General features: G+C 47.2%; 26 protein-coding genes and 1 pseudogene. 11 read left to right on the top strand and 16 right to left on the bottom strand.

Features of this window, described 5'->3' with window-relative positions; all coding sequences use genetic code 11:
* Window position 1: 1 nt before the first annotated feature.
* The 4 genes from KGP21_RS00580 to KGP21_RS00560 form a co-directional block, all read right to left on the bottom strand.
* Window positions 2-1,132: a restriction endonuclease subunit S gene (locus KGP21_RS00580; RefSeq protein WP_223536869.1), complete on the bottom strand. Its 1,131-nt coding sequence runs from the start codon at window positions 1,130-1,132 to the stop codon at window positions 2-4.
* Entirely contained in the window at window positions 1,129-2,709 is a 1,581-nt protein-coding gene (locus KGP21_RS00575) for a type I restriction-modification system subunit M (protein WP_223536868.1), read from the bottom strand. Before KGP21_RS00575 ends, KGP21_RS00580 begins: the two co-directional genes overlap by 4 nt.
* Window positions 2,710-3,141: 432 nt before the next feature.
* Entirely contained in the window at window positions 3,142-4,179 is a 1,038-nt protein-coding gene (locus tag KGP21_RS00565; RefSeq protein ID WP_223536867.1) for a tyrosine-type recombinase/integrase, read from the bottom strand.
* Between the two features lie 214 nt (window positions 4,180-4,393).
* The gene (locus tag KGP21_RS00560; protein WP_223536866.1) at window positions 4,394-4,828 is read right to left on the bottom strand and encodes a hypothetical protein; all 435 of its coding nucleotides are present in this window, start codon (window positions 4,826-4,828) and stop codon (window positions 4,394-4,396) included.
* Window positions 4,829-5,273: 445 nt separating this feature from the next.
* On the opposite strand from KGP21_RS00560, the gene KGP21_RS00555 reads away from it, so the two are divergent.
* The 5 genes and pseudogenes from KGP21_RS00555 to KGP21_RS00535 form a co-directional block, all read left to right on the top strand.
* Complete coding sequence (locus tag KGP21_RS00555) at window positions 5,274-5,594, top strand: hypothetical protein (protein ID WP_223536864.1); 321 nt, start codon at window positions 5,274-5,276, stop codon at window positions 5,592-5,594.
* Window positions 5,595-5,687: 93 nt separating this feature from the next.
* Window positions 5,688-6,815 (top strand): AAA family ATPase, encoded by a 1,128-nt coding sequence (locus KGP21_RS00550; protein ID WP_223536862.1) that lies wholly within the window; start codon window positions 5,688-5,690, stop codon window positions 6,813-6,815.
* Between the two features lies 1 nt (window position 6,816).
* Window positions 6,817-7,701, top strand: coding sequence for an HNH endonuclease (locus KGP21_RS00545; protein ID WP_223536860.1), 885 nt, complete (start codon window positions 6,817-6,819; stop codon window positions 7,699-7,701).
* 476 nt (window positions 7,702-8,177) lie between these two features.
* A complete protein-coding gene (locus tag KGP21_RS00540; RefSeq protein ID WP_223536857.1) occupies window positions 8,178-9,341 on the top strand; it encodes a DUF4238 domain-containing protein in 1,164 nt (387 codons plus the stop codon).
* Between the two features lie 278 nt (window positions 9,342-9,619).
* Window positions 9,620-9,888, top strand: a pseudogene (locus KGP21_RS00535) (transposase); the annotation flags it as partial.
* 425 nt (window positions 9,889-10,313) lie between these two features.
* Here KGP21_RS00535 and KGP21_RS00530 read toward each other — a convergent pair.
* The 12 genes from KGP21_RS00530 to KGP21_RS00480 form a co-directional block, all read right to left on the bottom strand.
* The gene (locus tag KGP21_RS00530) at window positions 10,314-11,171 is read right to left on the bottom strand and encodes a DUF4942 domain-containing protein (protein ID WP_223536855.1); all 858 of its coding nucleotides are present in this window, start codon (window positions 11,169-11,171) and stop codon (window positions 10,314-10,316) included.
* 89 nt (window positions 11,172-11,260) lie between these two features.
* Window positions 11,261-11,545 (bottom strand): type IV toxin-antitoxin system YeeU family antitoxin, encoded by a 285-nt coding sequence (locus tag KGP21_RS00525; RefSeq protein WP_223536852.1) that lies wholly within the window; start codon window positions 11,543-11,545, stop codon window positions 11,261-11,263.
* Between the two features lie 76 nt (window positions 11,546-11,621).
* Window positions 11,622-11,957: a TA system toxin CbtA family protein gene (locus tag KGP21_RS00520; protein WP_223536849.1), complete on the bottom strand. Its 336-nt coding sequence runs from the start codon at window positions 11,955-11,957 to the stop codon at window positions 11,622-11,624.
* A 13-nt stretch (window positions 11,958-11,970) separates the two neighbouring features.
* Window positions 11,971-12,453, bottom strand: coding sequence for a hypothetical protein (locus KGP21_RS00515; protein WP_223536847.1), 483 nt, complete (start codon window positions 12,451-12,453; stop codon window positions 11,971-11,973).
* 63 nt (window positions 12,454-12,516) lie between these two features.
* Window positions 12,517-12,837: a DUF5983 family protein gene (locus KGP21_RS00510; protein WP_223536844.1), complete on the bottom strand. Its 321-nt coding sequence runs from the start codon at window positions 12,835-12,837 to the stop codon at window positions 12,517-12,519.
* Window positions 12,831-13,319, bottom strand: coding sequence for a DNA repair protein RadC (gene radC, locus KGP21_RS00505; protein ID WP_223536841.1), 489 nt, complete (start codon window positions 13,317-13,319; stop codon window positions 12,831-12,833). The genes KGP21_RS00510 and radC overlap by 7 nt, the downstream gene beginning before the upstream one ends.
* A gap of 17 nt (window positions 13,320-13,336) precedes the next feature.
* Window positions 13,337-13,783 (bottom strand): antirestriction protein, encoded by a 447-nt coding sequence (locus KGP21_RS00500; protein WP_223536838.1) that lies wholly within the window; start codon window positions 13,781-13,783, stop codon window positions 13,337-13,339.
* 374 nt (window positions 13,784-14,157) lie between these two features.
* Window positions 14,158-14,283, bottom strand: a complete 126-nt coding sequence (locus tag KGP21_RS29610; RefSeq protein ID WP_256461389.1) for a hypothetical protein — start codon at window positions 14,281-14,283, stop codon at window positions 14,158-14,160.
* A 135-nt stretch (window positions 14,284-14,418) separates the two neighbouring features.
* Entirely contained in the window at window positions 14,419-15,360 is a 942-nt protein-coding gene (locus KGP21_RS00495; RefSeq protein ID WP_223536837.1) for a hypothetical protein, read from the bottom strand.
* A gap of 65 nt (window positions 15,361-15,425) precedes the next feature.
* Window positions 15,426-15,836 (bottom strand): hypothetical protein, encoded by a 411-nt coding sequence (locus tag KGP21_RS00490; RefSeq protein ID WP_223536836.1) that lies wholly within the window; start codon window positions 15,834-15,836, stop codon window positions 15,426-15,428.
* A gap of 654 nt (window positions 15,837-16,490) precedes the next feature.
* Window positions 16,491-17,372, bottom strand: a complete 882-nt coding sequence (locus tag KGP21_RS00485) for a GTPase family protein (RefSeq protein WP_223536835.1) — start codon at window positions 17,370-17,372, stop codon at window positions 16,491-16,493.
* A gap of 490 nt (window positions 17,373-17,862) precedes the next feature.
* Window positions 17,863-18,690 (bottom strand): CopG family transcriptional regulator, encoded by an 828-nt coding sequence (locus KGP21_RS00480; RefSeq protein ID WP_223536834.1) that lies wholly within the window; start codon window positions 18,688-18,690, stop codon window positions 17,863-17,865.
* Window positions 18,691-19,142: 452 nt separating this feature from the next.
* On the opposite strand from KGP21_RS00480, the gene KGP21_RS00475 reads away from it, so the two are divergent.
* The 6 genes from KGP21_RS00475 (at window position 19,143) to tssC (ending at window position 23,478) form a co-directional block, all read left to right on the top strand.
* Window positions 19,143-19,367, top strand: coding sequence for an AlpA family transcriptional regulator (locus KGP21_RS00475; RefSeq protein WP_223536833.1), 225 nt, complete (start codon window positions 19,143-19,145; stop codon window positions 19,365-19,367).
* A 79-nt stretch (window positions 19,368-19,446) separates the two neighbouring features.
* Window positions 19,447-20,049, top strand: coding sequence for a hypothetical protein (locus tag KGP21_RS00470; protein ID WP_223536832.1), 603 nt, complete (start codon window positions 19,447-19,449; stop codon window positions 20,047-20,049).
* Window positions 20,050-20,217: 168 nt separating this feature from the next.
* A complete protein-coding gene (locus KGP21_RS00465) occupies window positions 20,218-20,796 on the top strand; it encodes an inovirus-type Gp2 protein (protein WP_223536830.1) in 579 nt (192 codons plus the stop codon).
* Between the two features lie 155 nt (window positions 20,797-20,951).
* Window positions 20,952-21,497, top strand: coding sequence for an inovirus-type Gp2 protein (locus tag KGP21_RS00460; RefSeq protein WP_223536828.1), 546 nt, complete (start codon window positions 20,952-20,954; stop codon window positions 21,495-21,497).
* Window positions 21,498-21,689: 192 nt separating this feature from the next.
* A complete protein-coding gene (locus tag KGP21_RS00455; RefSeq protein WP_223536824.1) occupies window positions 21,690-21,953 on the top strand; it encodes a PAAR domain-containing protein in 264 nt (87 codons plus the stop codon).
* A gap of 64 nt (window positions 21,954-22,017) precedes the next feature.
* The gene (gene tssC / locus KGP21_RS00450) at window positions 22,018-23,478 is read left to right on the top strand and encodes a type VI secretion system contractile sheath large subunit (protein WP_223536822.1); all 1,461 of its coding nucleotides are present in this window, start codon (window positions 22,018-22,020) and stop codon (window positions 23,476-23,478) included.
* Window positions 23,479-23,480: the final 2 nt, after the last annotated feature.

Genomic DNA, 23,480 nt, shown 5'->3' with positions numbered 1-23,480 from the left:
ATCAGGCCGCTACCTCCGAGTCCGGTTTTGGGAGGCCCAATAACAAATCGCGATAATACTCGTATTGCTTTTGGCGCAGTTCTATTTCGCGGGGTAAACCTTCGTTGATTGAGCTGGTTAGTGTTTCAAATTTATCGAGTATTATAACAATACGCTCTTTCTCTTCAGGCGAAGGGTTTGGAATAATGATACTCTCTAAATTTTTTTTGTTTAGTTTAGGTTGGGCTGATCCTGAGATGTATGGCGCTAAGTCAATACTGTTTAGATAATACTCAACATACCTGCGTTCAGCATAAGTCTCGAATTTAAGAACGTGAGCATGATTGTTGACCCATGTCTTACCGCTGATACTAAATGCTATCGGGGTATTACGAGCCAATAAATTTGCGCCATCTTCAGAAACAAGCAAAAAATCACCATCAAAAATATAGTCTTTGACGTAATCAACAATCCCCGAAGCACCATAGTAAGGAATATCACCGGTCTCTCTCAGGCCACTGGTGATAGGTTTTCGCTTTGAGTCAAGATTTTTTGCCAGTTCCCCCAAAGTCTTCCACTCCACTTTCCCCTCTTCAAAACTGAGCAACTTATCGCGATAGTAGTTGTATTGTTTTTTGCGGGCATTAAGCTCGGTGGTAAGCTCGGTGGTAAGCTCGGTAAAGGTATCCAGAATGCGGACGATTTCTACCTGAATTTCCAGCGATTTTTTGGGGTTCTCTGGGCAAGGGATGGGAACCTGAATTTGATTCAAGATTGCCTGCGTAAGGCTAGGCCGTCCCGATCCGGTATCCAACGCCATCAAGTTTGTAGTTTTAATAAAATAATACAGATATTTCGGAACAATCTTTGAGGTATCAATATCCGTATAGTAGATAGTGTCAACATTCCAAAATGGAGTCTCGACATAAAAGATATTTGTAATTGACCCTTTTCTCGGTATCAAAACGGTTGGTTTATCGTATGAATATTCATCGACGTATCCCATAACGCCGCCTGACCCATAAACTGGAACCTCACCTGCATTTAGGCCCTTCCAGTCTTTTCCATGCTTTATTTTTGCAACTTGTTCGAGCTCCAGCCACTTCACAGTGCAGCCATCCATTAGCTTCTCCAAAAAGTTAATGTGGCTCATGCTCCGTCCCCCTCGCCTTCGATTTCTGCCACAATCGCATCAATCTCTTTGCGCAGTTGATCAATCCTAGCAACGGTGGTGTTCAGTTCAGCATTAAGTTGGACGATATCCACCGCCTCACGAGTATCTTTCGCCTCAATATAGCTACTTACCGATAGATTGTAGTCTTTTTCATTTACTATTTCTTCGTAAGGCACCGACCTCGCAAAGTGCTCGACATTCTCTTTGCTAGCAAACACCCTCATTATTTGCTGAATATGCCCTAGGTTGTTCTCGTCCTCATTGTCAGTCAATACGTTGTTATTGGTTTCTTTTTTAAACAGACCACTGGCATCAATAAACTGGGTTGTGGTCTCTGTTTTATTCTTCGCCAGCACCAGAATATTCACCGCAATAGTGGTGCCGTAGAACAGGTTGGGCGCGAGGGAGATCACAGTCTCCACATAGTTGTTGTCCACCAAATATTGGCGAATCTTTTGCTCGGCTCCACCGCGATAAAAGATGCCGGGGAAACAGACGATGGCAGCGCGGCCTTTGCTGGAAAGGTAACTCAGGGCATGCAGCACAAAAGCAAAATCGGCCTTGGATTTGGGGGCCAGTACTCCGGCAGGGGCGAAGCGTTCATCGTTGATCAGCGTCGGGTCATCTGAACCTATCCATTTCACCGAATAGGGTGGGTTAGAGACAATGGCATCAAAGGGCTTATCGTCTCCAAAATGTGGCTCTGTTAAGGTATTACCCAACTGGATATTGAACTTGTCGTAGTTGATGTTGTGCAAGAACATGTTCATCCGCGCCAGGTTGTAGGTGGTGTGGTTGATCTCTTGCCCAAAAAAACCCTCTTCAATGATGTGCGCATCAAAGTGCTTTTTAGCTTGCAACAACAGTGAACCAGATCCACAGGCCGGATCATAAATCTTGTTGACGCTGGTTTGCCCGTGCATAGCGAGCTGCGCGATTAACTTGGAAACATGCTGCGGGGTGAAGAACTCGCCACCCGATTTACCAGCATTGGCGGCATAGTTGGAAATAAGGAACTCGTAGGCATCACCAAACAGATCGATCTGGCTTGCAGTAAAGTCACCAAAATCCAGCCCGGCTACGCCTTTAAGTACCGCAGCCAAGCGAGCGTTTTTGTCTTTTACCGTGTTACCCAAGCGGTTGCTAGTGGTATCAAAGTCAGCAAACAACCCTTTGATATCGCGCTCTGAAGGAAAGCCGCTGGCCGAAGCTTCAATGTCGGCAAAGATATGGGCAAGATCGGTATTCAGACTCTCATTATCATTGGCATCTTTGACTACGTTTACGAAGAGATCACTGGGGCGAATAAAGTAGCCTTTGGTCTTGATGGCGTCTTCTCTGATCTCTCGGGTAATAACGCTATCCGGCAGTTCTGCGTAGTTGATGCTGTCATCACCCGCTTCTATGTAGCTGATAAAGTTCTCGCTGATAAAGCGATAAAACAGGGCTCCCAAGACATACTGCTTAAAGTCCCAACCATCAACAGCGCCGCGTACCTCGTTGGCAATGGCCCAAATCTGGCGCTGTAGTGCGGCGCGTTGTTGAATACTTGTCATGCTGTTGTTCCTGTTAAAAATCGTTCGATTGATTCTCGAATGTCTTGCTGAAATATGGTTTGTCTTGTGTAAGCGGCAGACCCTTGCTGAGTTCAAGCCTAGCATCCAAACAGTAGGCAGAATTTCTCAATAGGCTCCAGATACACTTTCTACGCCGTATCTTTTAGAACAAGGATGCGCGGCACGGCTTAATCTCGTTTCTCTGGCTACATCAGCAATACGCATCTTACGTTCGCCCATTATGTGGGCGAGATAGCAACGGGTAAATAGCTATACCAGCTAGACACCTCCTTTGAAAGGCTATGGTATACCGACAACACTGAATTCAGGACTTCCATTTCACGAAACAAGACAAAAAATAATCACCTGCTAAGACCAGCAGCACCAGCATCACTGCTGGCGCTGCCGCTCCCCTCAGAAAATCCACCTCAACTAAGCACTACGCCCAAACTCCCCATGCACCACATTCCCATCCCGCTCCAAGCTATCCATATAGTCCGCATACCACTGCAGCATCTCGCGCCTGCCATCCAGATACTTCGCATGGTTGTAAGTGCCACGAATGCTGTTCTTATCCACATGAGCTAGCTGCGTCTCAATCCAAGCCGAGTTATAGCCTTGCTCATGCAGGATAGTGCTCATGGTGTGGCGGAAGCCGTGGCCAGTCAGCCGCCCTTTGTAACCTAGCAGTTCGATAACCTGATTGATGCTTTCCTTGCTGATTGGCTTACGCTGATCGTTCCGGCCAATAAACACCAAGGGATAACCTCCAGTGATCGGCTTGAGAGAGCTGAACAGCTCGATAACCTGCGTCGATAATGGAACGACATGCGGTCGCTTCATTTTCATCACTTCAGGCGGAATGCTCCATACGCCCTTATCTAGGTCTATATCCTGCCAACGCGCGAATCTCAGCTCCTGGGTTCTTACGCCCGTCAGCATGATGATCTTAGTTGCAGTTTTAGTGATTACACTGCCGGTGTAACCAGATAAGTCTTTGAGGAAAAATGGCAGTTCCTGAGCCGTTAGGAAGGGGAAATGCTCCTTCTTCGGCGTTGCCAGTGCGCTGGCGAGATCGGGAGCAGGATTGTAATTAGCTCTGCCAGTGATAATGGCAAAGCGAAACACTTCTCCGCAGCGTTGGCGAACCTTACGCATTTTCTCCAGCGCCCCGCGCTTCTCCATTTTGCGCAGCGCTTCCAGCAACTCCATCGGCTTGAGATCGGCAATAGGCCGCTTGCCAATATAGGGGAAGATGTCTTTTTCGAAGGTATCAATGATTTCATCACGGTAGCGCAGTGACCAGCGGTCGGCCTTAGTCTGATGCCACTCGCGGGCGATGGCTTCAAAGGTGTTTTCCGCATTCAGCTTCTGAGCAAGCTTCTCGGCCTTTTTGGTTTCACTAGGGTCACCGCCTGCCGCCAGGATCTTTTTGGCCGCATCGCGCTTTTCACGCGCATCTGCAATCACAGGAGTCGCATTTGATAGCTAACGCTATTGAATTTACTTAGTTTTATCGTGTTGGATTTTGGTTGGTGCCCCCTATTGTGCCCCCAAATGATTTTGCTTGTGGGGAGCGGTAGGTATTGAAGGCTAGCTCGATCGCTTACCTCACAGTTAGTTATAACGGCTCGCAATCGCCCCTTCCCCCGTGAAGACATTACTAACATCACGGTGTACTAAATCAACGGGGAGCAGGACACTCCTGATGTGCATCCTCAGCGTGGTAAGCAAACAAAACATCGGGCATGAGGCCAGTTTTCTCTATGGTTGCCAGCACGGATTGAGTAGATACTTCAGCGATAACCTTCATCACCTCATCACGGATTTCAACATACGCAGGGTTATCTCGGGGCACAAATGGCTCAAGGAGGTGGGCAATCTCTTTACCGTTAACAGAGAGGCTGAATGTGCCAGCAGCGCGATCCACATTCCAGATATAAATGAGAGGACCTAGCCCAATATCCTCGCAATCATCTTCGTTATGGATCCCCGGAAGATAGACGGGCATAGACAGCTTTCCATCACTCAACGTCAGCGCAATAAACTGTTTTGCCGTTATTGAGGAACCTTGCCCGGGCTCAGTTTCAGGTCTTTTCTTTCTAAAGAATCCGAACATGCCTTTTCCTTGTTAGTGGTGCATCAGAAAGATAATTAGCAATCCTACAGTACTAAATGATCAGGTCAATTGAATGACCCGTTCCCCTTTGAACAACACTGGTTGTTGTTAGCCACTTCCGGTCCTGGCACGAAACTGTCAGACCAGTTGGCTGTCAGGTCCGCTATGAGTAGAGCGGGCATTCCATAACTTATATTAGCCAGTTCCATTCGTCGCGCGTGATCTCCCAGAGTTCGGTATCCAGTAGACCGCTGACATACTCTTGCTATGCAGGAGACGATCCCTCAAGTGAGTGAAACGGGGAGCATCGCAAAGGTTGATTTTATAGGGAACTCAATTGTGATTGACAATCATATGTTTTTATATAAATTAAGATTGCGTGATTTTATTATAAATAACATTAACTTCACAAAATGTATTTTGTGAAATCATATACAAGGTAACTATGAATAATCTTATATTTAAACTAGTTGAGAGTAAGGGGCTTATAACAGTTGATATTAAGCCATGTGTTTATTTAACTAATGATAATTGGGATGACTGGGGTAAATATGAAACAAAATACTATATGAGAGTAGTAGATGATAATGGAAAAATGAAAGACATAGGAACACTGAAAATTGGTAAAAAGGGGCTTAAGCCAGCGATTTCATCCTCTCAAGAAAAAGGATCTAGAAGAGTCGAGCTAGATAATGTTTTTTCGTCTCTTGATAATGATTTTTTCTCGCTGGGGCAAAGTGAGACTTATTACGAAGCATTAAATTAACTTGATGAGGAATTAAAAAATGAGATACTTACAGCGATCAAGGATTGCGCATTCAACCTTACTATTCTCGATGAAAACATCCGAGAAGAAGTCATGGGGGAGTCTCTGTTACGTGATTTCAGTATAGAAAATATTAAAAACAAATTTTATAGATTATCGCATGGATATGCAGAGTTAACTCGTTTTAATTTTAAGTTTGAATTTCCACGCAGTAATGATGATGATCCTGTACTTGAGTTTGTTGTCGAACCCATTTCATTACCATCAAGTAATGTTCATGTATTAATTGGCAGAAATGGAGTAGGAAAAACACGATGCATACAAAATCTTGTTCGTTCCATCATTGAAGATAATGATAATATTGAGGATTATGGGCGTATAATTAGGAGGAATGAGAGTAAATGGAATTTCTCAGGGATAATATCTGTTTCCTTTAGTGCATTTGATGACTTTGATCTTCCAAAAATAAAAGTTAAAGGGATGAAAGCTTATCAAATAGGATTAAGATATTTTAAAGATAATTCCAGCACTGAAGTTTTGATTAAATCGCCATCAATGCTTAAGAACGACTTAGTCGAAAGTTTTAGTATTTGTCGCCTCGGACCAAGGCGCACGCGATGGAGTGAAGCAATCAAAGCGTTAGAGTCAGACCCTCTTTTTGAAGAAGCTGATTTCTGTCAACTTCTAGGGTATAATGATGATAACTGGGAGATGTACGCAAGAACGAAATTTAATAAATTGAGTTCTGGGCATGCTATTGTGCTGCTTACAATTACTAAACTAGTGGAATTAGTTGATGAAATGACATTAGTTATTTTAGATGAACCAGAAAGTCATCTCCATCCACCACTCCTTTCAGCATTCACACGGGCATTATCAGATCTCCTCACAAAACGGAATGGTGTTGGTCTTGTTGCTACGCATTCCCCTGTGTTGCTTCAAGAGGTACCAAAAGATTGTGTTTGGAAAATTTCGCGCTCAGGAAGTTCATCATCAGCACAAAGGCCCCGCATTGAAACCTTTGGAGAAAATGTTGGTATTCTCACAAGTGAGATATTTGGTCTTGAAGTGACAAGATCTGGTTTTCATAAAGTTTTAGAGGATGCTCTTGAAGTGGGATCTTCCTATAAAAGTGTGTTAAATAAATTTGATGGAGCTTTAGGTTCCGAAGCGAGAATGATTTTAAGAGGGCTTTTAAGCAATAGGGATAAGGAAGATTAAAATGAATGAGGTCATTAAACCATCTTTTAGACCCGGCACTGTTTTTGATTCATGTGTTGAAGCAAAACAATCAGAAAACTTGAAAATAAAACTTAGAAGCATTAGAACTGAAATTACAAAGGAAAATAAAGTTTTTAAAACCAAGGGTAATACTAGTCTTTTTTTTCAAATGATGCAAGGGAATGGTATACCACCTGATGTGACAAAGGAGGAAATGGAAGATCTTTATGAAAGTAGTTTTTCACAAAGTAAGATAGTAAGGAAAAAGTATTACGATAAAATTAAGTTAAATGCAAAGTATGATATTTGCCCCTATTGTGCTCAGCGTAATGTTAGCACTCTAGACCATTATTTACCTAAAAGCCTCTATCCCAAACTGGTAGTTAATCCACTTAATTTAATACCGTGCTGCATGGAATGTAATCATATAAAGAGGGAGCATTATCCAAAGAATAATGAAGAGCAAATCCTAAACCCTTATTTTGATGATTTAATTGAAGATGTTTGGTTGATTGCAACCATTAAAAAACAAGGGAGAAAACCACCTGTTTTGTTATTTAAAGCAGAGCCAGGAAACAGAATTCCCACCCCATTTTCCGAAAGGATCATATGGCATTTTAATAAATTCAAACTAGCTGAATTGTACACATCTCAATCAGGAAGACAGTTAACTGGTATTGCTGAATCCTTAAAAAGAGAATGGGAACAAGGGGGGGAGAATAGTTTGAGGATAGCTCTTGAGGAACATTACATTACATGGAGTACAATCAATGTAAATTCATGGCAAAGTGCAATGTTCGCTGCATTAGTTAAATCCCAGTGGTTCATAAGTTCTGGATTTAAATTATGTGGTGAACCACGTGATTTGGTTGCGGTGAACCCGTGATATATCCCAACATTAGCGCCTCTGTGAAGGCGCTATACTTCAATATCAGGTAAGCTTTCATACACAAATATATGTGCTTAAAAGTATGAACTTGTAAAATTTCAGGTGCCTTCTTTTAGCCTGTACTCCTCTTTTCATAAGTTGTGTACTACTATCTATTAAATAGTTCAAGATGAGTGGCAATGTGCGCTCCTGGCACAGGCTGTGTAAAAACTCGTTTTTGCAGTATCTGGGTACTATCCCTAGCCGGGAGGATTTGGCAAGATGCGGTCATTCAATCTCTGGTTGCTAGTAGCTCAGCAGCGACCTCTCGGAGCTTACGCCTATGGGAGAACTGAGTTAGCTTCGCCTAAGTATGTTACAGCTTGATTCAAACACCCTCATTTGATATGTTTTTCATATCTCTAGATAAACTGTAGATTAATGGGTAACCACTTATATCATGGACTTACAACAGAGGCATCAAGGAAATGGTCATGGTAGACGATCAGAAACCACAAAATCAGCATTATGTACCTCAATATTATTTTCGCTTATTTTCCGAGGATGAAAACAGCATATATATGCTGCTTAGAAAGAACGGAAAGTTAATATACCCTACGGCTATCGATACTCAATCTTCAAAAAATAATTTTTATGGAAGCACTGAAACAGAAGCTGAGATTACTTCCTTTGATACCAAGTACGCTAAGAACCATCACTCCATTCTTGAAGTCCTTAAAACCGAATCTGTCGATGAGTTATCGAGTGAGCACATCAACACGCTCATTGAAAATATTCTTTTTCAGCGAGAGCGCACGCTGACATACAGAAGCAACGAAACGCCTGTGCAGAGCTTTTATAAAGATTTTCTCCAGCCCCAGATTGATGACTTGGCAAACTATGACTCTGGACACTCGCAAGAAGCTACCGACGCTGTAAGGCAAGTATTGGAACAAGTGCTTTCCTCCTTTAGCGATCCTAAAAAAATGCAGTATTTAAATCTTATGGGTGTGCCAGACAAGGTAGATGAAGTCAGTGACTTAAGATTAATCATTCTGAAAAACACTACAGGTCGCCCATTCATTTTTAGCGACTCTCCAGTATCATTTACCAACATCGCCCTGAGTGACTATAAGTGCAGCAAGCTGGGTAATATCAACTTGGGGTTGATGATATTTTTTCCGCTAAGCCCATCACTGCTAGCCTTCCTGTACGATCCCGAGGCGTATGAAATTACTGGAGGCTCAGCAAGCATCGTCATCGACATCCACAACGAAGAAGACGTACGTCAAATCAACAAGCTGCAAATTCACGAGTCTTATAACTCAGTATATTTCGGCAGTCACATACATGAAAATTATTTGACTGCACTGTGGCAGGAAGAGACAAGCAGGCTGAGCCGAGAGAAGAAATCAGTCACGCCAGCTCCTGAAATTACTTTAAATGGGATGCCTACAGGTCGAATTGTCCACGCAATTGCTCACCCTGAGCCAAACTTCTATCCAGATCTAAGCTTCATCACATTAAAAGACCTTTCGAACTCCCGCATTCCCTATCGCTCTTCTTTTATCCAATCACAGCTGCCTCCTGGAATAGAGACTCCGAATCTCAACCACTTGGTGGATCGACTTTCCGATCAGGATGATCCTGTTGAATAAATCTCTTGCGATGCTAATTTTGTAGGGATTATCTCCCCCCTTCTGACTGCCCCCTCCGGGTCTACATCTAGGTCCGGAGGGGGCACCAGTTCCAACATCGTATGGAGTTGCACAACCTATAGCCGTCCTTCACTAAAGGCCGCTACCGGCCAGAAACGATCCGATATTGAAGACTGGCGGGGGTTTATACATGTCCTCGTTAGCGTTAGTCTCAGATGGTCAAAGCTTACAGCTCGCTTTACGCACTCGATTCGCACAAAGCTGTACTTTTGCTCAATCCGAGACTTATAAGACGCTGGGTTCATGAAGCTGAAATGGAAGATATGCAGACCAAGCTTGATGCATCGCCACAAACAGCTGTAGTGCGAAAGCAAACGGTAGAGCATCCGTTCGGAACAATTAAAATGTGGATGGGGCAACTCAATTCCTGATGCAACGATTTAAAAACGTCAGCACAGAAATCAGTCTGCATGTGCTGGCTTATAACCTGAAAAGAATGATGTCGATCTTGAGTAATGAAGGATTGACCATTAAAGCTGCGAGAGCAATACAACTAGCGGGTATAACCGCTTTAGCCCCTAATAACCACTCAATAGTACTCAGCACCAGGCTTTAAAAGCTCCGAACTGCCTCCGAACACAAATCATTACGAATACAGCCAATATTGAGAATATTCTTACCCTCCCGACTGGGGATAGTACCCAGATACTGCAAAACCGAGTTTTCACACGGCCTGGGCACTGAGCGGACTTTCAGGCCTGACTAGCCCTCAGCAAGCGTAGGCACCGTCGCCGACTTAATCGTTCAACAGTTTGTGCAGTGCTCAGTCAATCTGATTGTTACCAACAGGACCTTTGGAGCCTTCACAAGTAAAAGCATGACACTTTAATCGTTTTAGCCTAGCCAGAATACGAGCTTTGATCGTCTTACCAATCTCCTTTGGTTATGCTTTCACCTTAGCAAACACACAACCTACCTTGCGGCTAGCATTCCTGGATAATATTTCGCGACAATATCATTCATACGGACAATCAATTCCGGTTTACTGAATACGATATGCGCAGACCCTTTCATGAAGTACCGGATACTCAGGTAGTCATCTTGGTAATCCTTAGCCACCAGCCTATTGGCGCAGATATGTTCATATAACCGAGTGGTGATATCCCCTCGATTGTCAGGCAGCGATTTGCCATCTAGCAAGTGTAATATCCGTTCCAGATCCGCCAGTTGGTCACGCCGGTAACTGTGGTTCAGCGTGAATCCCCATTGGTTGTAGCTGACCAGATTGCTGACGATAATTTTCTTACCGAAGCAACATGGATTGTTGGTCTTATAATCCCAGGAAAGCGACTTGAAAACGTTAATCACGCCACGTTCGAACATCTCACCCTTTTCATGGTGCAACTGCTCAAACGTGCTGTAGATGCTTTCTGCACTGATGGCGGGCAGGTCTTTACTCTCTAAGCTCTTGTACCACTGGTCACGGGCTTGCGCATCCATCAGTGACAGCATCCCAGAGTGATTCATTAGGTCTTGCCAGAGTTTGCGGTCGATCTGATGAGTGATAGCAGCCAGGCCCTTACCCTGCTCCAGAGTGAGATGACACCCGTAACGATGGCCAGATTGCACTGCCCAATCTTCCAATTTACCGCCACCAATACTAAATATCAGATTACCAATTTCTTGTAGTTGAGCCATCAACGCCTCAATCTGTTTCAATGCAACCTCACGGCCTGTTACCAGGCGTTCAATGTCGCTCGAACAGATAAGTCCGGTGTGGCCGGTGAGAACTTCAGGGGTTTCAATAACCATATTTAACGAATGAGACATAATCGGGATCCTCAAAAACAAAAATGCCCGCATCTTCGCGGGCTGGGGGAAATTAGAGAGCATGGTTCCACCTCTACTAGGGTTGGTTATCACTCTGTACTGGGTGACAGCTGAACAGTGACACAATGCTGGCGACGTGGATCGAGCTCGCCAGATCGCAGATAGTTCTCCAACTGTTCAATCAACACCGGAAAAGCCACATCGAGAGCCTTGATGGCTTCGGGTGTGAACGTGCCAATCAAACCGGCGCGGTCAGCCAGAAAATGCAGGTGGCGACCCTGTTGAACCAGTCTGGCCCCCAGACGTGGCGTAATAGCACATTGCAGACCCCAGACCGGAGCCGTGGGTGGGATATCAGGTTCGAGATTTTTCATTATGAGTTTTCCTTAAATAGCACAACGCCAGCCGTGAGGCTGGCGTGTCGGTAGATCATTAAGGTGAGCCGGAGTATCAGGCGAGGCGGCGATTTACGGGGTTTCGCAGCCCTAACGCACTACGGGCGAGTAGCATATCCCCACCACTCAGCGTAGGGTCCTGTGCCAGCAGACTGAAACCGGGGCGGTCAATACGTACCAGGTCGAATTTCTCGACCAGCTCGTTGATGGTTTCCCGTACTGTCATTCCGTACTCAATCTGTTGAGCGATAGCTTGTGGGTCGTGATACGGCGTATCGTTGAGTTCTAATCCATAACAGTGGTTCAGCAACCAGGTAAGCAATTGCTCGTATTCGGCTAACGCCTGATTGGCGTTAGGTGCGGTATGGGGAATTTTGTCGATGGCCTTCATTGAATGATTTACCTTAATAAAGCGGTGAGACCGGTAGCTTGCAGTAGTGAGCCAACCAGTGGGTGACGGAGCGCCACTGCTTCAATGGCACGCCGGATTCGATTGTCCAGGTATTCGGACTGTGGGTATTCGCCAATAGCAATACGGCCATCACCAGCCATTGATAGGGATAACCCCGTGTATCGCATCGGATGGGGGCATGGGGTATTTGACGTCGGTACAGTAAAAAGGGATCACCCGCCAGGTGGGCAGCACGCTCGCCATTGAAGCTGATCAGACCCAACCCAATCGCACTGTCGTCGTAACGTAGCGGATGGTTACCGGTATGTTCACAAATAACCGGGGAGGTGGCTAAGCCCAGACTGTTGGGATGCTCTCGCATCTTCAAGTAGGCGGTAGTGATGGCTTGGCATAGGGTGTGCCAGTCTTGCGGAAGAACGGTGTGATGCTGAAGAAAGTGAAATACGCCAGGCACGGGCGTTGTGCTTGTGTTCATTGGGCATTTTCCTTGGGAAATTACGGGGCAATACGAAAGCGAAACGTTGACCGTGGAGCCGTATTACCAGCCGAAGGTGACAAAGTCGGGCAACACATCACCCAGAGCATCAATATGCAGGTAAGTCATTTGATGGCGTTTCATCAGCGTGATGACCAGACGGCGGCAAGTCTTGGAGAGCCCCAGTCGTTTGAGTTGCAACACCGGATGGCTCCAGGCATCCAGGCGTATCAAATATCCGGTCCCCGAAAAGTGGATCCACTCACCATCACTGAACTCATCTTGACAGTGTGAGATCCTGTACAGCAGTGTATTGTCGTCCTCACTGATATGGGCCGAACTGCATTGCAGACCACGAAGTATCATGGGTGTGGTGACTAACATAACAACCACCCTCGTTCGGCCAGTGAGATCAGATCTCCGTCCCCCACAATCAGGTGATCCAGCACGCGGACATCAACCATGTCGAGCACATTGATCAGCCTATCGGTGAGCGTACGATCGGCCTCACTGGGAGTGGGATCTCCCGACGGGTGATTATGGGCCAGTATCACCGCAGCAGCCTGGTGGTGTAATGCTCGGATCACGATTTCACGAGGATGGACGATGGTGGCATTGAACGTCCCGACCGAGACGGTTTCACTGGCCTTCAGCCTATGGCGATTATCCAGGTACAGCACCATAAAGCATTCGCGACTTTGGGATTGAAGATGGAGTCGAAGCCAGGCCTTGACCGCCTCTGGTGAGCTAAAGGTATAGGACCGGTGCTGCAACTGGGTTTCGAGTATTGCTAACGCCTGGCTGATAACCTGTTGTTGATCGGCGGTGAAGTGCGGCGGAGATGTGAGCATCTGGGAGAATAGCATGATAAACCTCCGGAAGTTCAGTCGATTAGGGCGAAGATGGCACGGCTTTCAGGATGGTGCAGCGCGTATTCTCGTAACCGGTAGAAGTGATCGGTCATGGCCTCGCTTTCGGTCCGGCAAGCATGGTGGCTGTAGGCCATTAGGCAGGCGGTAATACCCGCAGCCTCCTGGCCCACTGTAGCCCCGTTGCCGTTGAGGGCATTGAACAGCACATACTCTTTATCAGTATCTGGCACCAGGAAGGCACCGCCGTTACTGATCGTGTAGAAATCCCACAGTCCACCGTGGTAATCCGCACAAAATCTGTCCAGCCAGCCGAAAACGCGGGGCTCCAGAACGAGCCATTGCGGTATGTTGCCAAAGTGCTGCGGCCAGAAACGAGAGCGCTGGTTGCCAGGCACTACAGTGGCGATCAGTGCATTGGTCTGAGGCATTGCCGTAGACGCGGTAAGATGTGTATTCATGAAAAATATCCTTATTTATTATTGATAAATAACAAAACAGGCCCCACCGGAAACCGGGGAGCCTGCCTGGAGGGTGTGGTGTAAAGGTAAGTTAGTGCTTACAAGGGCTGTTCACCCACGATCTGGCAATTGTGGAAAAGTGAAGATCAGGCGCAGTTGGGTGCAAAATTGGGCATAGCCATCAGCGTCAAAGCAGGCGGGTCAATAGCCCTCTACTTCGACTAATCAGCACAGGCTGAGCTCACCAGGTCGATAGCAAAGATGATTGCACCAGGCGCAGAAATCGTCATCGGATATCAAACGACTGCCGGGTTAGTTGTCCAGTGACTCTGGATGCCAAACTGCCTGTCGCGCGTTGGCAGGGAGCGACCACATTAGGCCACCATGTGCTGTGGCCGCAAATCACGGTTGTTGGTTCTGTAATGCGCCAGTTCATAACAGGTTAAGGGACTGTTGCGGCGTATCTGATTCACCGCACCTAAGCGGAAGGCTAATAGCATGGTTAACTCCTTATTCAGTCGGTAAAAATACAAAAGGCCACACTTCCCGAAGGAGATGTGGCCTGACTCTGTTTATAACAATGGTGTTGGTGATGCGCTGACGGTACAGTTACGCAGGTTTTTCTGCTTGGTTTATCAGTGCTGCTGATTTTTGGCTTTTACTTTATCCCAGGAAGGGCGTCGTTTTCCCGAAAACTCCTTCTGCATTGACCAGTAACCAATGGGGTACTGCTGAACCCGCGTGTCGTTCACACCAATATCGACCGAGAGGTATTGCCCGTTGTTGATAGTCCCTTTGCGTATCCACGCATCCGGGCTACAGGTACCGGTATCGTATTGTTTCCATGAGGTTGTATCGCGGGCTACAATATAGAAGTCACCAAAGGCACAGCTGTGTGTTGATTTACGATTCAGGATGGCTACGTAATATTTGGTGTTGGCAATAATGGTACAACTGCTGTTCTCTCCACCACAGACCTGCCAGAGTGATTTTCCTCCATCTCCCTTAAAGGTCCAGATAGTATTAGCTGGTGCACCATCCGGGGATGTCGCTGTTGCCATCGCCGGAGTCTGTTGCTGTGGCGTCTCTTCTTGTATGTCACGACGCAAGACTCTTGCTTCTGCATCCCCAACGTCGCCAAACATTTTTTCCTTACCCCTGTCGTAATAAAAACCAGCAACAACATGTTCTGAGGGGATATACAAAATTTTCAAATAATGGTCACCACAATTACCTCGCTCACAGACAGAGCCCTGCAACCACTTCTCGCCACCAACGTCCACCGGAAACAACCCACTGTCCGGGCCGTTCATTGAACCATGTCGTCCCAGTAATCCGGTAAGTCCTGCAGATTTCAGCGCGTCATCAATGTCTTTCATAAATATCGGGTCAGCATCGTAAATGCTGCCCAGAAAGGGACATGACCCATACCCATTATCATTGCCACCGACATCAGGCTGACAGTTCATTGCGTCTGCTGCAGTTCTGGCAACACCGGCTGCGCAGACCCCGGTGGTAATAAGGCAAAGCGTGGATATCAGTATTGTTTGTTTTAATTGACGTAATTTAAGAGACATTATTAACTCGACTCCATTCTGTTTATGAAAAATAAATGGGCTCCATACAGAGCCCTGTAACAGACTTAAAAATCAACAGTATTAAGACCGACATTCTTTTTGATGGTGGGGTCGTAAATAGTCACCGTGAGTGTGTTGCCGTCTGAAGACCGTGAGAATTTTGGGACAGCCTCACCGCTGCATGTTGCATGGCGGTTATACTCCATCATTTTTCCTTTGCCGGTGGCAAGCCTGACAACGATGATATAAGGGTCATAACAGGCTGAGCCACCGGGACTGCTCAGCAATGCATACTGGCCATCATTAGAGACACTAATGAGACTGCACGTCCCATTTTTCACATCCTCACTTCCGCACATCTGCTCACTGCCGTCTTTTACATCAATGACTTTTTGGGGTAATTTAACCGCTGCAGCATTGACTGAGGTACTCAATAAAAAACCTGAAATCATTAATGGCACTATAAACGCTTTCATATATTCATCCTGTTTATTGTTCAATTGAAATTCTTATATGGCTTAAATTGCAGTCCTGTTTTCATCTTCAGATGAGGTGTTATTTTTCCGTTACCCTACTCATGAACTCAACGGAGAGCCTGCAACGAGCCAGGCTGGGGATTAAAGCTCGCCCCGGTTACGCTGCTGAAAAATGCCGTTGTCAGTGACAATTCTCTTCAACTCCGCGCTGCTCTTTGTCTCCAGGATCTCATGCACTTCTCCTTTGGCGATATCTATTGTCCTTACCCCATTTACCTCCGTAGTTGCGACACATCCAGCCATTCCCTCTGGGGGATGTCACCGGATGAGCAACAGTCAGGACAACGTCTGCCACCGTTGTCCTGATTTATCACAATGCTTTTATTTTCATTTGGTTACCATCTTTTCGTCTCACGAGCAGTTCCCGTCATAGTGATTTATCTAACCACCACATTGATCTATTATAACGATCAATAATCGATAATCGATCGTTATAGTCTATTGATCGAGGGCGGTTCTGTCACTGAAAAATGTGTGGCAGTGAAAAGAAGAGACATAAGGTATTCTGGTCCCATAGCCGGGCGTATGGGTTTAAAAGGGGGAGGACAGGTGGGGTGATGACAACGCAGCGATGGATGGGGGCATTGGCCCACCTCAGAAGAAAATCCAGTCCCAGATGGAGCTGGCGACCGATACTACAGCCTCTCTCACCTTGCGGATCACGACTTGGACAGGGGCCGGGATAAAAGAGGAAGACTCAGCGGTATCAAATACACTACCCACAGCAGACCCAAAGCCCTCACGTGCCTGCTTTTTTACCGATTCATTGCATAACTTCCCCTGCAGTTGCATCGCCAGTGGGCTGGTGGCAAGGTCAGGGAGGCAGCACATCATTGTTTCTACCATTGACGGCAGATTCCAGCCTGTTCGGACTGAGACAGCGCACACGGGATGGTACGGTGAGAATAACTGGCGAATGGCGTTTAGCTTTGCTTCGATATTAATCGACTGGTGTGGGGAGGGAATGTTGCTTGTGGTATTCCATTTGTGGCAAGGTTCGATCTTGTCGGCCTGGTTAACAACAAACAGCACCCGATGCCGGTAGCCGTCAATCACGCGGCAGTAGAACTGTTCATCTACCGACAGCGCCCGATCGTCGGCTTTGATAACCCACAGGACCAGATCAAGTTCCGGCAGGGTACGATGGTAGAGTGCTTCGTATTCTCGGTCCCGTTGCTCACTTTCTCCCACACCGGGCAAATCCATCAGTATCAGGCTGTGGTTGCCGCTGCGCAGGCGAAAGCGTAAGGGCTCACGAGTGCAGGCGGTCACATCGCTGATCGGGGAAACGTCCCCATGAAACAGGGCGTTGCAGAGTGAGGATTTACCGGCACCTGTTTTACCCATGATGCCAATCACGGGTTCGTAATTGATGGTCTGGAGGATGCGCTCCAGTATGGTGCGGGAGAGGACTCCGGGAAGAAAGGATAGCTGCTGTTTCAGGGCGTCAATACCCTGTTCGGTTTTATCTGACACATTAACCTCCGTGAGTGAAATAACAAGACAGCAACATTTCTGCTGCCGTTCTCACAGTGGTAATATAGGTCTGAGATTTTTTTGAATGCAGGTTTAGCGGCGTTTTCGATACCAGCTTACCCGTATGCCGGAGGTGGTGTCAGTTGGCGACTGACCGCAAGGACTGTTATGTGACGGGGGAAGACGCGTTTGAGTCGGAATACGCAAATAGCCGCCTGAGAATAACGTTGGAAACTCTTTCACGAAGACCTGATGGGTCCGTCATGCCAAGCTTTGATGGTCGATTCATCAAGCTAGAATGCCAGTGCGCCTCGGTTGATAAGTGCTTTATTTTAGATTGTCCCGTTGTTGATTTTGAACTTTTGTTTGGCCACGGGGTATCCGATTATAGTCAGGATCACGGTGATCTACCTCTAATTACGGCCAAAAGCTCGATTTATTCAACAAGGCAGCATGGTAACTTCCTGCGGGTCAACGTTGATCACTCAAATTATTTAAGCCTGTTTTTACTAATTTCCTGAGTGTTGACCATAATGACTTTTTCGGCTTTGACGAGTGAAATTTCATTGTCGGAAAGTGAACGTTTTTTTACGCCGATAACCAACATTTTATTTTGGAAGATGCTCACTGGCATCCAGTACATATAGTTAATAGGTGCCAGTTTTTTCTTCTTTGCCACGAGGGTTCTTAGGGGGGAACGGCCCACCTCTCTCAAATCGAACACCTGAATAGAATGATAATCTAGGTAGAAATGGTCTTTTGAATCAGTGTTGCTTTTAACATCAACGAGCGTAACGGCATACACAAAACTGCATACCGGAATACCCCTTTCAATGTGGCTTTGCGTGGCTTTTATCCTGACAGCCAAAATTTTTATTTTATCCTTTCGGATCTCCCGCATGAATATACGGGCTAAAAGGAGCCCTTGTGGTGATTTGATATGGCGCTTCCTTACAATCTCTCCGTATAGCTCACGCAGTTTGTCGACAAGACTTTCATGCTCTTCGCTCTCGTCATACATCCTGATGCCTGAAAGAGTAACTTCAAACCAACTTTCGCTAGTGTAGAGATAATGACGTAGCGTATTAAAATACAGAGACTTATGCCATTTAAGGTATATCCCTTCAGGAATGACTCCATCACTAACAGCAGCCTCAGTTTCAGGTTGGTGCCTTTTCTGTTCAAGAGCAAAATCAAGCAGTTCACCAACTAATTCGGACTGCGAGCGTTTTCCACTCGTAACAAAGTATTCGTCCAGCACTTTGAGCGTTGTTTTCCGGATACTGAACGATCGAATTTTAGTGTGCTTTTCCATCATCAACCTTCTCGCTTGTTTCCCTTATTCTCCTCCCCCTTACCGCTGTTCCTGAGAGAAAAATGTCCAGTTCCCAGACTACACGATTAAGCGCCTACAGTATAATATAGTTATTAACTATCAAGTAAAACTAATGATAAACAATTAGTTATACAACTAATATCGCATTTTATTTAGCACTAAATCTAAGGTCTGTCGTGGGGTGTATTGCAGGGCGCATACCATGCTGAGAACAGTGTAGAGGGTATGGAAGCGGTGACCGTGGAGCAATCAGCATGCCAGTTCAGGTGAGTAATAAGTAAACAGAAGCCATGTATTTTGTCGGGCCACGGCCCAACATACCGGTCTGAGAAATAAATCAGCTTTTTTACGTCACGCCCGGTTTGTATGTCGGAGCAGGGGTAACAGTCATTCACAACCACTCCGGCTTACCTTTTAAACCGGAGAACTCAACCATGACAATCAAACCCTCTCTGCTTGAAGACCAGTTTGTCGATCTGGCATTTATTACCAACCTGACTGGATTAACATATCAATGGTTCTACAAACTTATTAAAGATGGCCTCTTTCCGAAGCCAATTAAGCTGGGTCGCAGTTCCCGCTGGTTAAAAAGTGAAGTGGAAGCCTGGCTTCAGGAGCGTATAAACCAGTCCCGTCAGTACCCCCCCAGCCAGAACTAATTCAACCGCACGCAATTAATTATCCGGCTAACCGGTGATTTTCTGCTACCTGTCATTCATACTCGAAGGAATATGCGCCATGAAAGAAAATAAACCCCGTTACGAAGAGCTACACAGATATTACCAGACCTGGCTGACGGATTTTACGAAGCTGACAGTCAGGTCGGGCATGTGTCACCAGAATATATACCACCATCATACCCTGACGGTTGGCAGTCTAACGTTCCCCGGGAAAGCGTCAGCTATTGCGATTGTTCCGCAGTGCCTGCACCGGATCATTTACGGTAAAACAGCGGCAGCATCATTATCTCTTGAGGATGATCTGAGCGTCAGTCTGTGTACGCAGGAGCACCTGCTGGCTCATCACCCCATGCTGGAGGGTGTTCTGCTTTCAGAATGTGTGCGGTTAAAACAACGCCCGCTGGCAAATAAGCTTATCAGCCTATTCAGGCAATTCAGCGGAACAGAGTTGCGCCTGAAGCTTGTCTGGCTGTGCTGGTACGATTTGATGCTGGGGAATAACCTGGAAGACTGGACTGAGAAACTCCGGTTCAAAAAGAGCAAAGAGGTGGATATCTGGATTAATGAAAGGAAGGCAGAGAATCCAGCCCTTACCAACATAATGGACGAGTATCTCTGCTTCGCATGGCGAACGACAGCCGAACCATTGAATTTGGCTTGATGCCTTGGGAGTTAAAATTAATATCGGTTAATTAATATTATTAATAGGCACTCCCTTTTTATAACCACCTCAGTAACTCCTTGCAGATCGTCCGGTCAATCGTCCCTCTTTCAAGGGGTTACCTTCATCTCTCCTGCTGGTCTCTACCAGCTATCAAGAGTTAATCATATGAATACTAAACTAACCTGGACGCCAGACTGGTTTTTGTCGTCTGTCCTGGACTGGCATACCGGGGAAATGGTAAATCGCTATGCCTGCCTGCTGGCTATCCGTATAGACCTGTTCTATCGGCACCACACAACCCAATATCATCAAAAGGATCACTGCCAACTGGAAAGGGATATCCGGTCACTGATGGACAAAATGATGAACCTTCAAGCAGTAGTGGGGTATTTCTGGGTCATCGAGTGGACAGAGGATCATCACTACCATGGTCATGTGGTCTTCTGGCTGGATGGTAATCGAACCCAAACTCCCTACCCCTGGGCAGAGAAAGCGGGTGAGTTGTGGCACGTTATTACCGATGGCGATGGCTGGCATCATCGCTGTGAATTTAAAGAGCATTACAGGGCAAATATCAATATCCCGGTGCACTACAACGATCCAGACAGCATCACTAACATCCGGCTGATACTGGAATATCTGACTAAAACTCAGCAGAAAGAGGGATTGTTACTTCACGGCTGTAACGAGGTGCCTGAACGCCCTCTAACGGGTCGCCCACGGCTTCCGCCAGCACTCAGCTAAATGTGAAATCACAATGTTAAACGCCTGCAGTGGCGTGACTACGCCACTGATATCCGCTGTCAGCGTAGCTGCTTCAGGAAGCCTGGGGCATATCGGCGTGCTCACGATTTAATTACGTAACACTCCCTTCTTTTGACCTCGACCAGAGATATCCCATGGAACGACTTAATGAAAAACTGACAGATGCGCAGTTGATCCATCGTGAACTACAGTCAGCCATTGACCATTACCCACGACTGGCAGCTTTTCAGTTTAGCTTGCGACAACCCGATGTTGACGCATTGCGACTTCCTGAAGAGGCTGTCGTGCAATTTATTCATGCGCTTCAGCAGAAGACCCATCGATACATCGAGATACGGCAATCAGAAGGCAAAGCAGCACCACCTACTATGCTCAGGGTATTATGGGGGATGGGTACCTCAAGCGATATTCAGGTCATGCTGATGCTCAATCTCAGTACGTTCTGTTGCAGGCAACAGCAGGAAGGCGAGGAAACAGTTCTGGCTCTCATTCGCCAGGCATGGGCTGCTACCTACCGTGAAATCCCCTTTACAATAGAGCCCCAGGTTTTCTTTCCATTAAAACCGTGTTTTTTGGCCTGTCGCACAATACTGGCCAAATTTACTGCGCAACACGAAGTACTGAGAAATATCGCTAGGCAACTTCCTGCGCCTGTTGCCTTCAACCGGAGCAATGCGTAACGCAGAACAATAGCGGTCGGTTTATCTGACCAACGTTCGCGAACCCAGCAATGCAACAATGGCCCAGATTACCCTCAAAGATTGGCATCCCTCACATTGCGTATAATATTCATTAGAAATTATTACCCTTCCGCTTCTTTCGATTCAAAACATCCTGTAATCTGATAAGAAAATGCCAAGTATGGAGGGCGTATGGCAGGGAAGGCCGTGATTTTACAAGGTGACAAAACCTCTCATGGGGGTGTGGTGCTTCAGGGCTCACCCGTCATGCAGTTTCGCGGTACCAACGTAGCACTGGTGGGGCATTTGGTGTCCTGCCCACAATGCAAAGGCGTCTTCCCCATTGTGATGGGGGCCCCAACTGTACAGGTTGGCGGGTTGCCTTTGGTGCTGGAAGGAATGAAAACCGCCTGTGGAGCCGAGTTGATTGCTTCACAACATGAATGTAACGCCTGACGGGGATTTCGTTCAGCGCTAATCACTCCGCCAGAACGGCAGGAGCACAGGGAGCAAGGATGCCGTGGCAACGTTAGACACCTTAGAGACCGAACCCGCCGTTTTTCAACCGCACACCCCACGGGTTGCCTGGCTACTCGCACCGCTGAACGGCAGTGAGTATGTGGTCAGCTACGCGGATATCGCGCTATTACTGGGCACCTTGCCGGAGCAAGGCTGCGACGTCTCCCTCAACATTTTGTTTATTGACCGTCTGCTACGGGAGCTAGATAAGCGTCTGAGCGCCCAGATGGATGCCATCCTGCATGCCCCGGCATTTCAGCGGCTGGAATCGACCTGGCGTGGGCTGTCCCTGCTGGTGGATAACATCCCGTTTCATGAAAACATTCAACTGACGCTGCTTCATGCCACCCAGGAAGAACTGCGGGCGGATTTCGAGTTCTCCATCGATATCACCTCGTCGGGCTATTATCGCCATGTCTATTCGGCAGGCTACGGCCAGTTTGGCGGAGTACCGGTGGCGGCGGTGATTGGCTGCTACGATTTCACCCCCGGTGCTGCCGATATCAAACTGTTGCACTACCTGAGCGTGGTCAGCGCCATGGCGCATGCGCCGTTCTTGTCGGCGGCAGATGCCAGTTTCTTCGGCGTCGATACCCTGGCCGATTTGCCCACCCTTCTTGACCTGGATGCGGTCATGGCCTCGCCGACACACCTGCGCTGGCGGGCACTCAGAGACACCGCCGATGCCCGCTACCTGGGGCTGACGGTGTGCCGTTTTCTGCAGCGTGAGCCGTACACCCAGGCGTCACAGCAGGTTCGGCAGTTTACCTATCAGGAACAGGTGGCTTCTCATCAACATCTGCTGTGGGGCAACAGCGCTTTTTTGCTGGCCATTTGCCTGGCGGGCAGTTTTGCCCGTTATCGCTGGTGCCCGAACATTATCGGAGCAGACAGCGGCGGGGCGTTCCGCAACCTGCCTGCTCAATACTACCCGGCGCTGGGGCGTTGGCAGGAAAAAATCCCGACCGAGACGCTGCTCTCAGACCAGTGGCAGTACACCTTGTCGATGGCGGGCTTCATTCCGCTCGGGGTGCGCAAGCAAGGGCAGGACGTGGTGTTCTATTCCGCCAACTCCGTTCAGTCGCCACTCGAGACAGATAACACGCCAGAAGGGATGAACGCCCGGGTCAACGCACAGTTGGGGGCGCAGTTGCCTTACCTGTTTATCATCACCCGGCTGGCGCACACCATCAAGGTGCTGCAACGTGAACGGCTGGGTGGCTGGAAAAATCGCGGTGACCTGCAGCTTCAGCTCAATAACTGGCTCAAACGGTTTGTCTCCGATCAGGAGAACCCGCCTGCCAGCGTGCGCAGCCGTCGCCCACTGCGTGCGGCCCGCATTGAGGTGCAGGAAGTGGAGCACGACCCAGGCTGGTATCTGACACAACTGCATGTGCAGCCGCATTTCAAGCACATGGGCTCCAACTTCGTCCTCGCCCTGACCGGGCGTCTGGATAAATAATC

The organism is Serratia sp. JSRIV004 (assembly GCF_019968705.1).
Lineage (GTDB): Bacteria > Pseudomonadota > Gammaproteobacteria > Enterobacterales > Enterobacteriaceae > Chania > Chania fonticola_B.
This window is presented reverse-complemented; position numbering and strand designations above follow the sequence as displayed.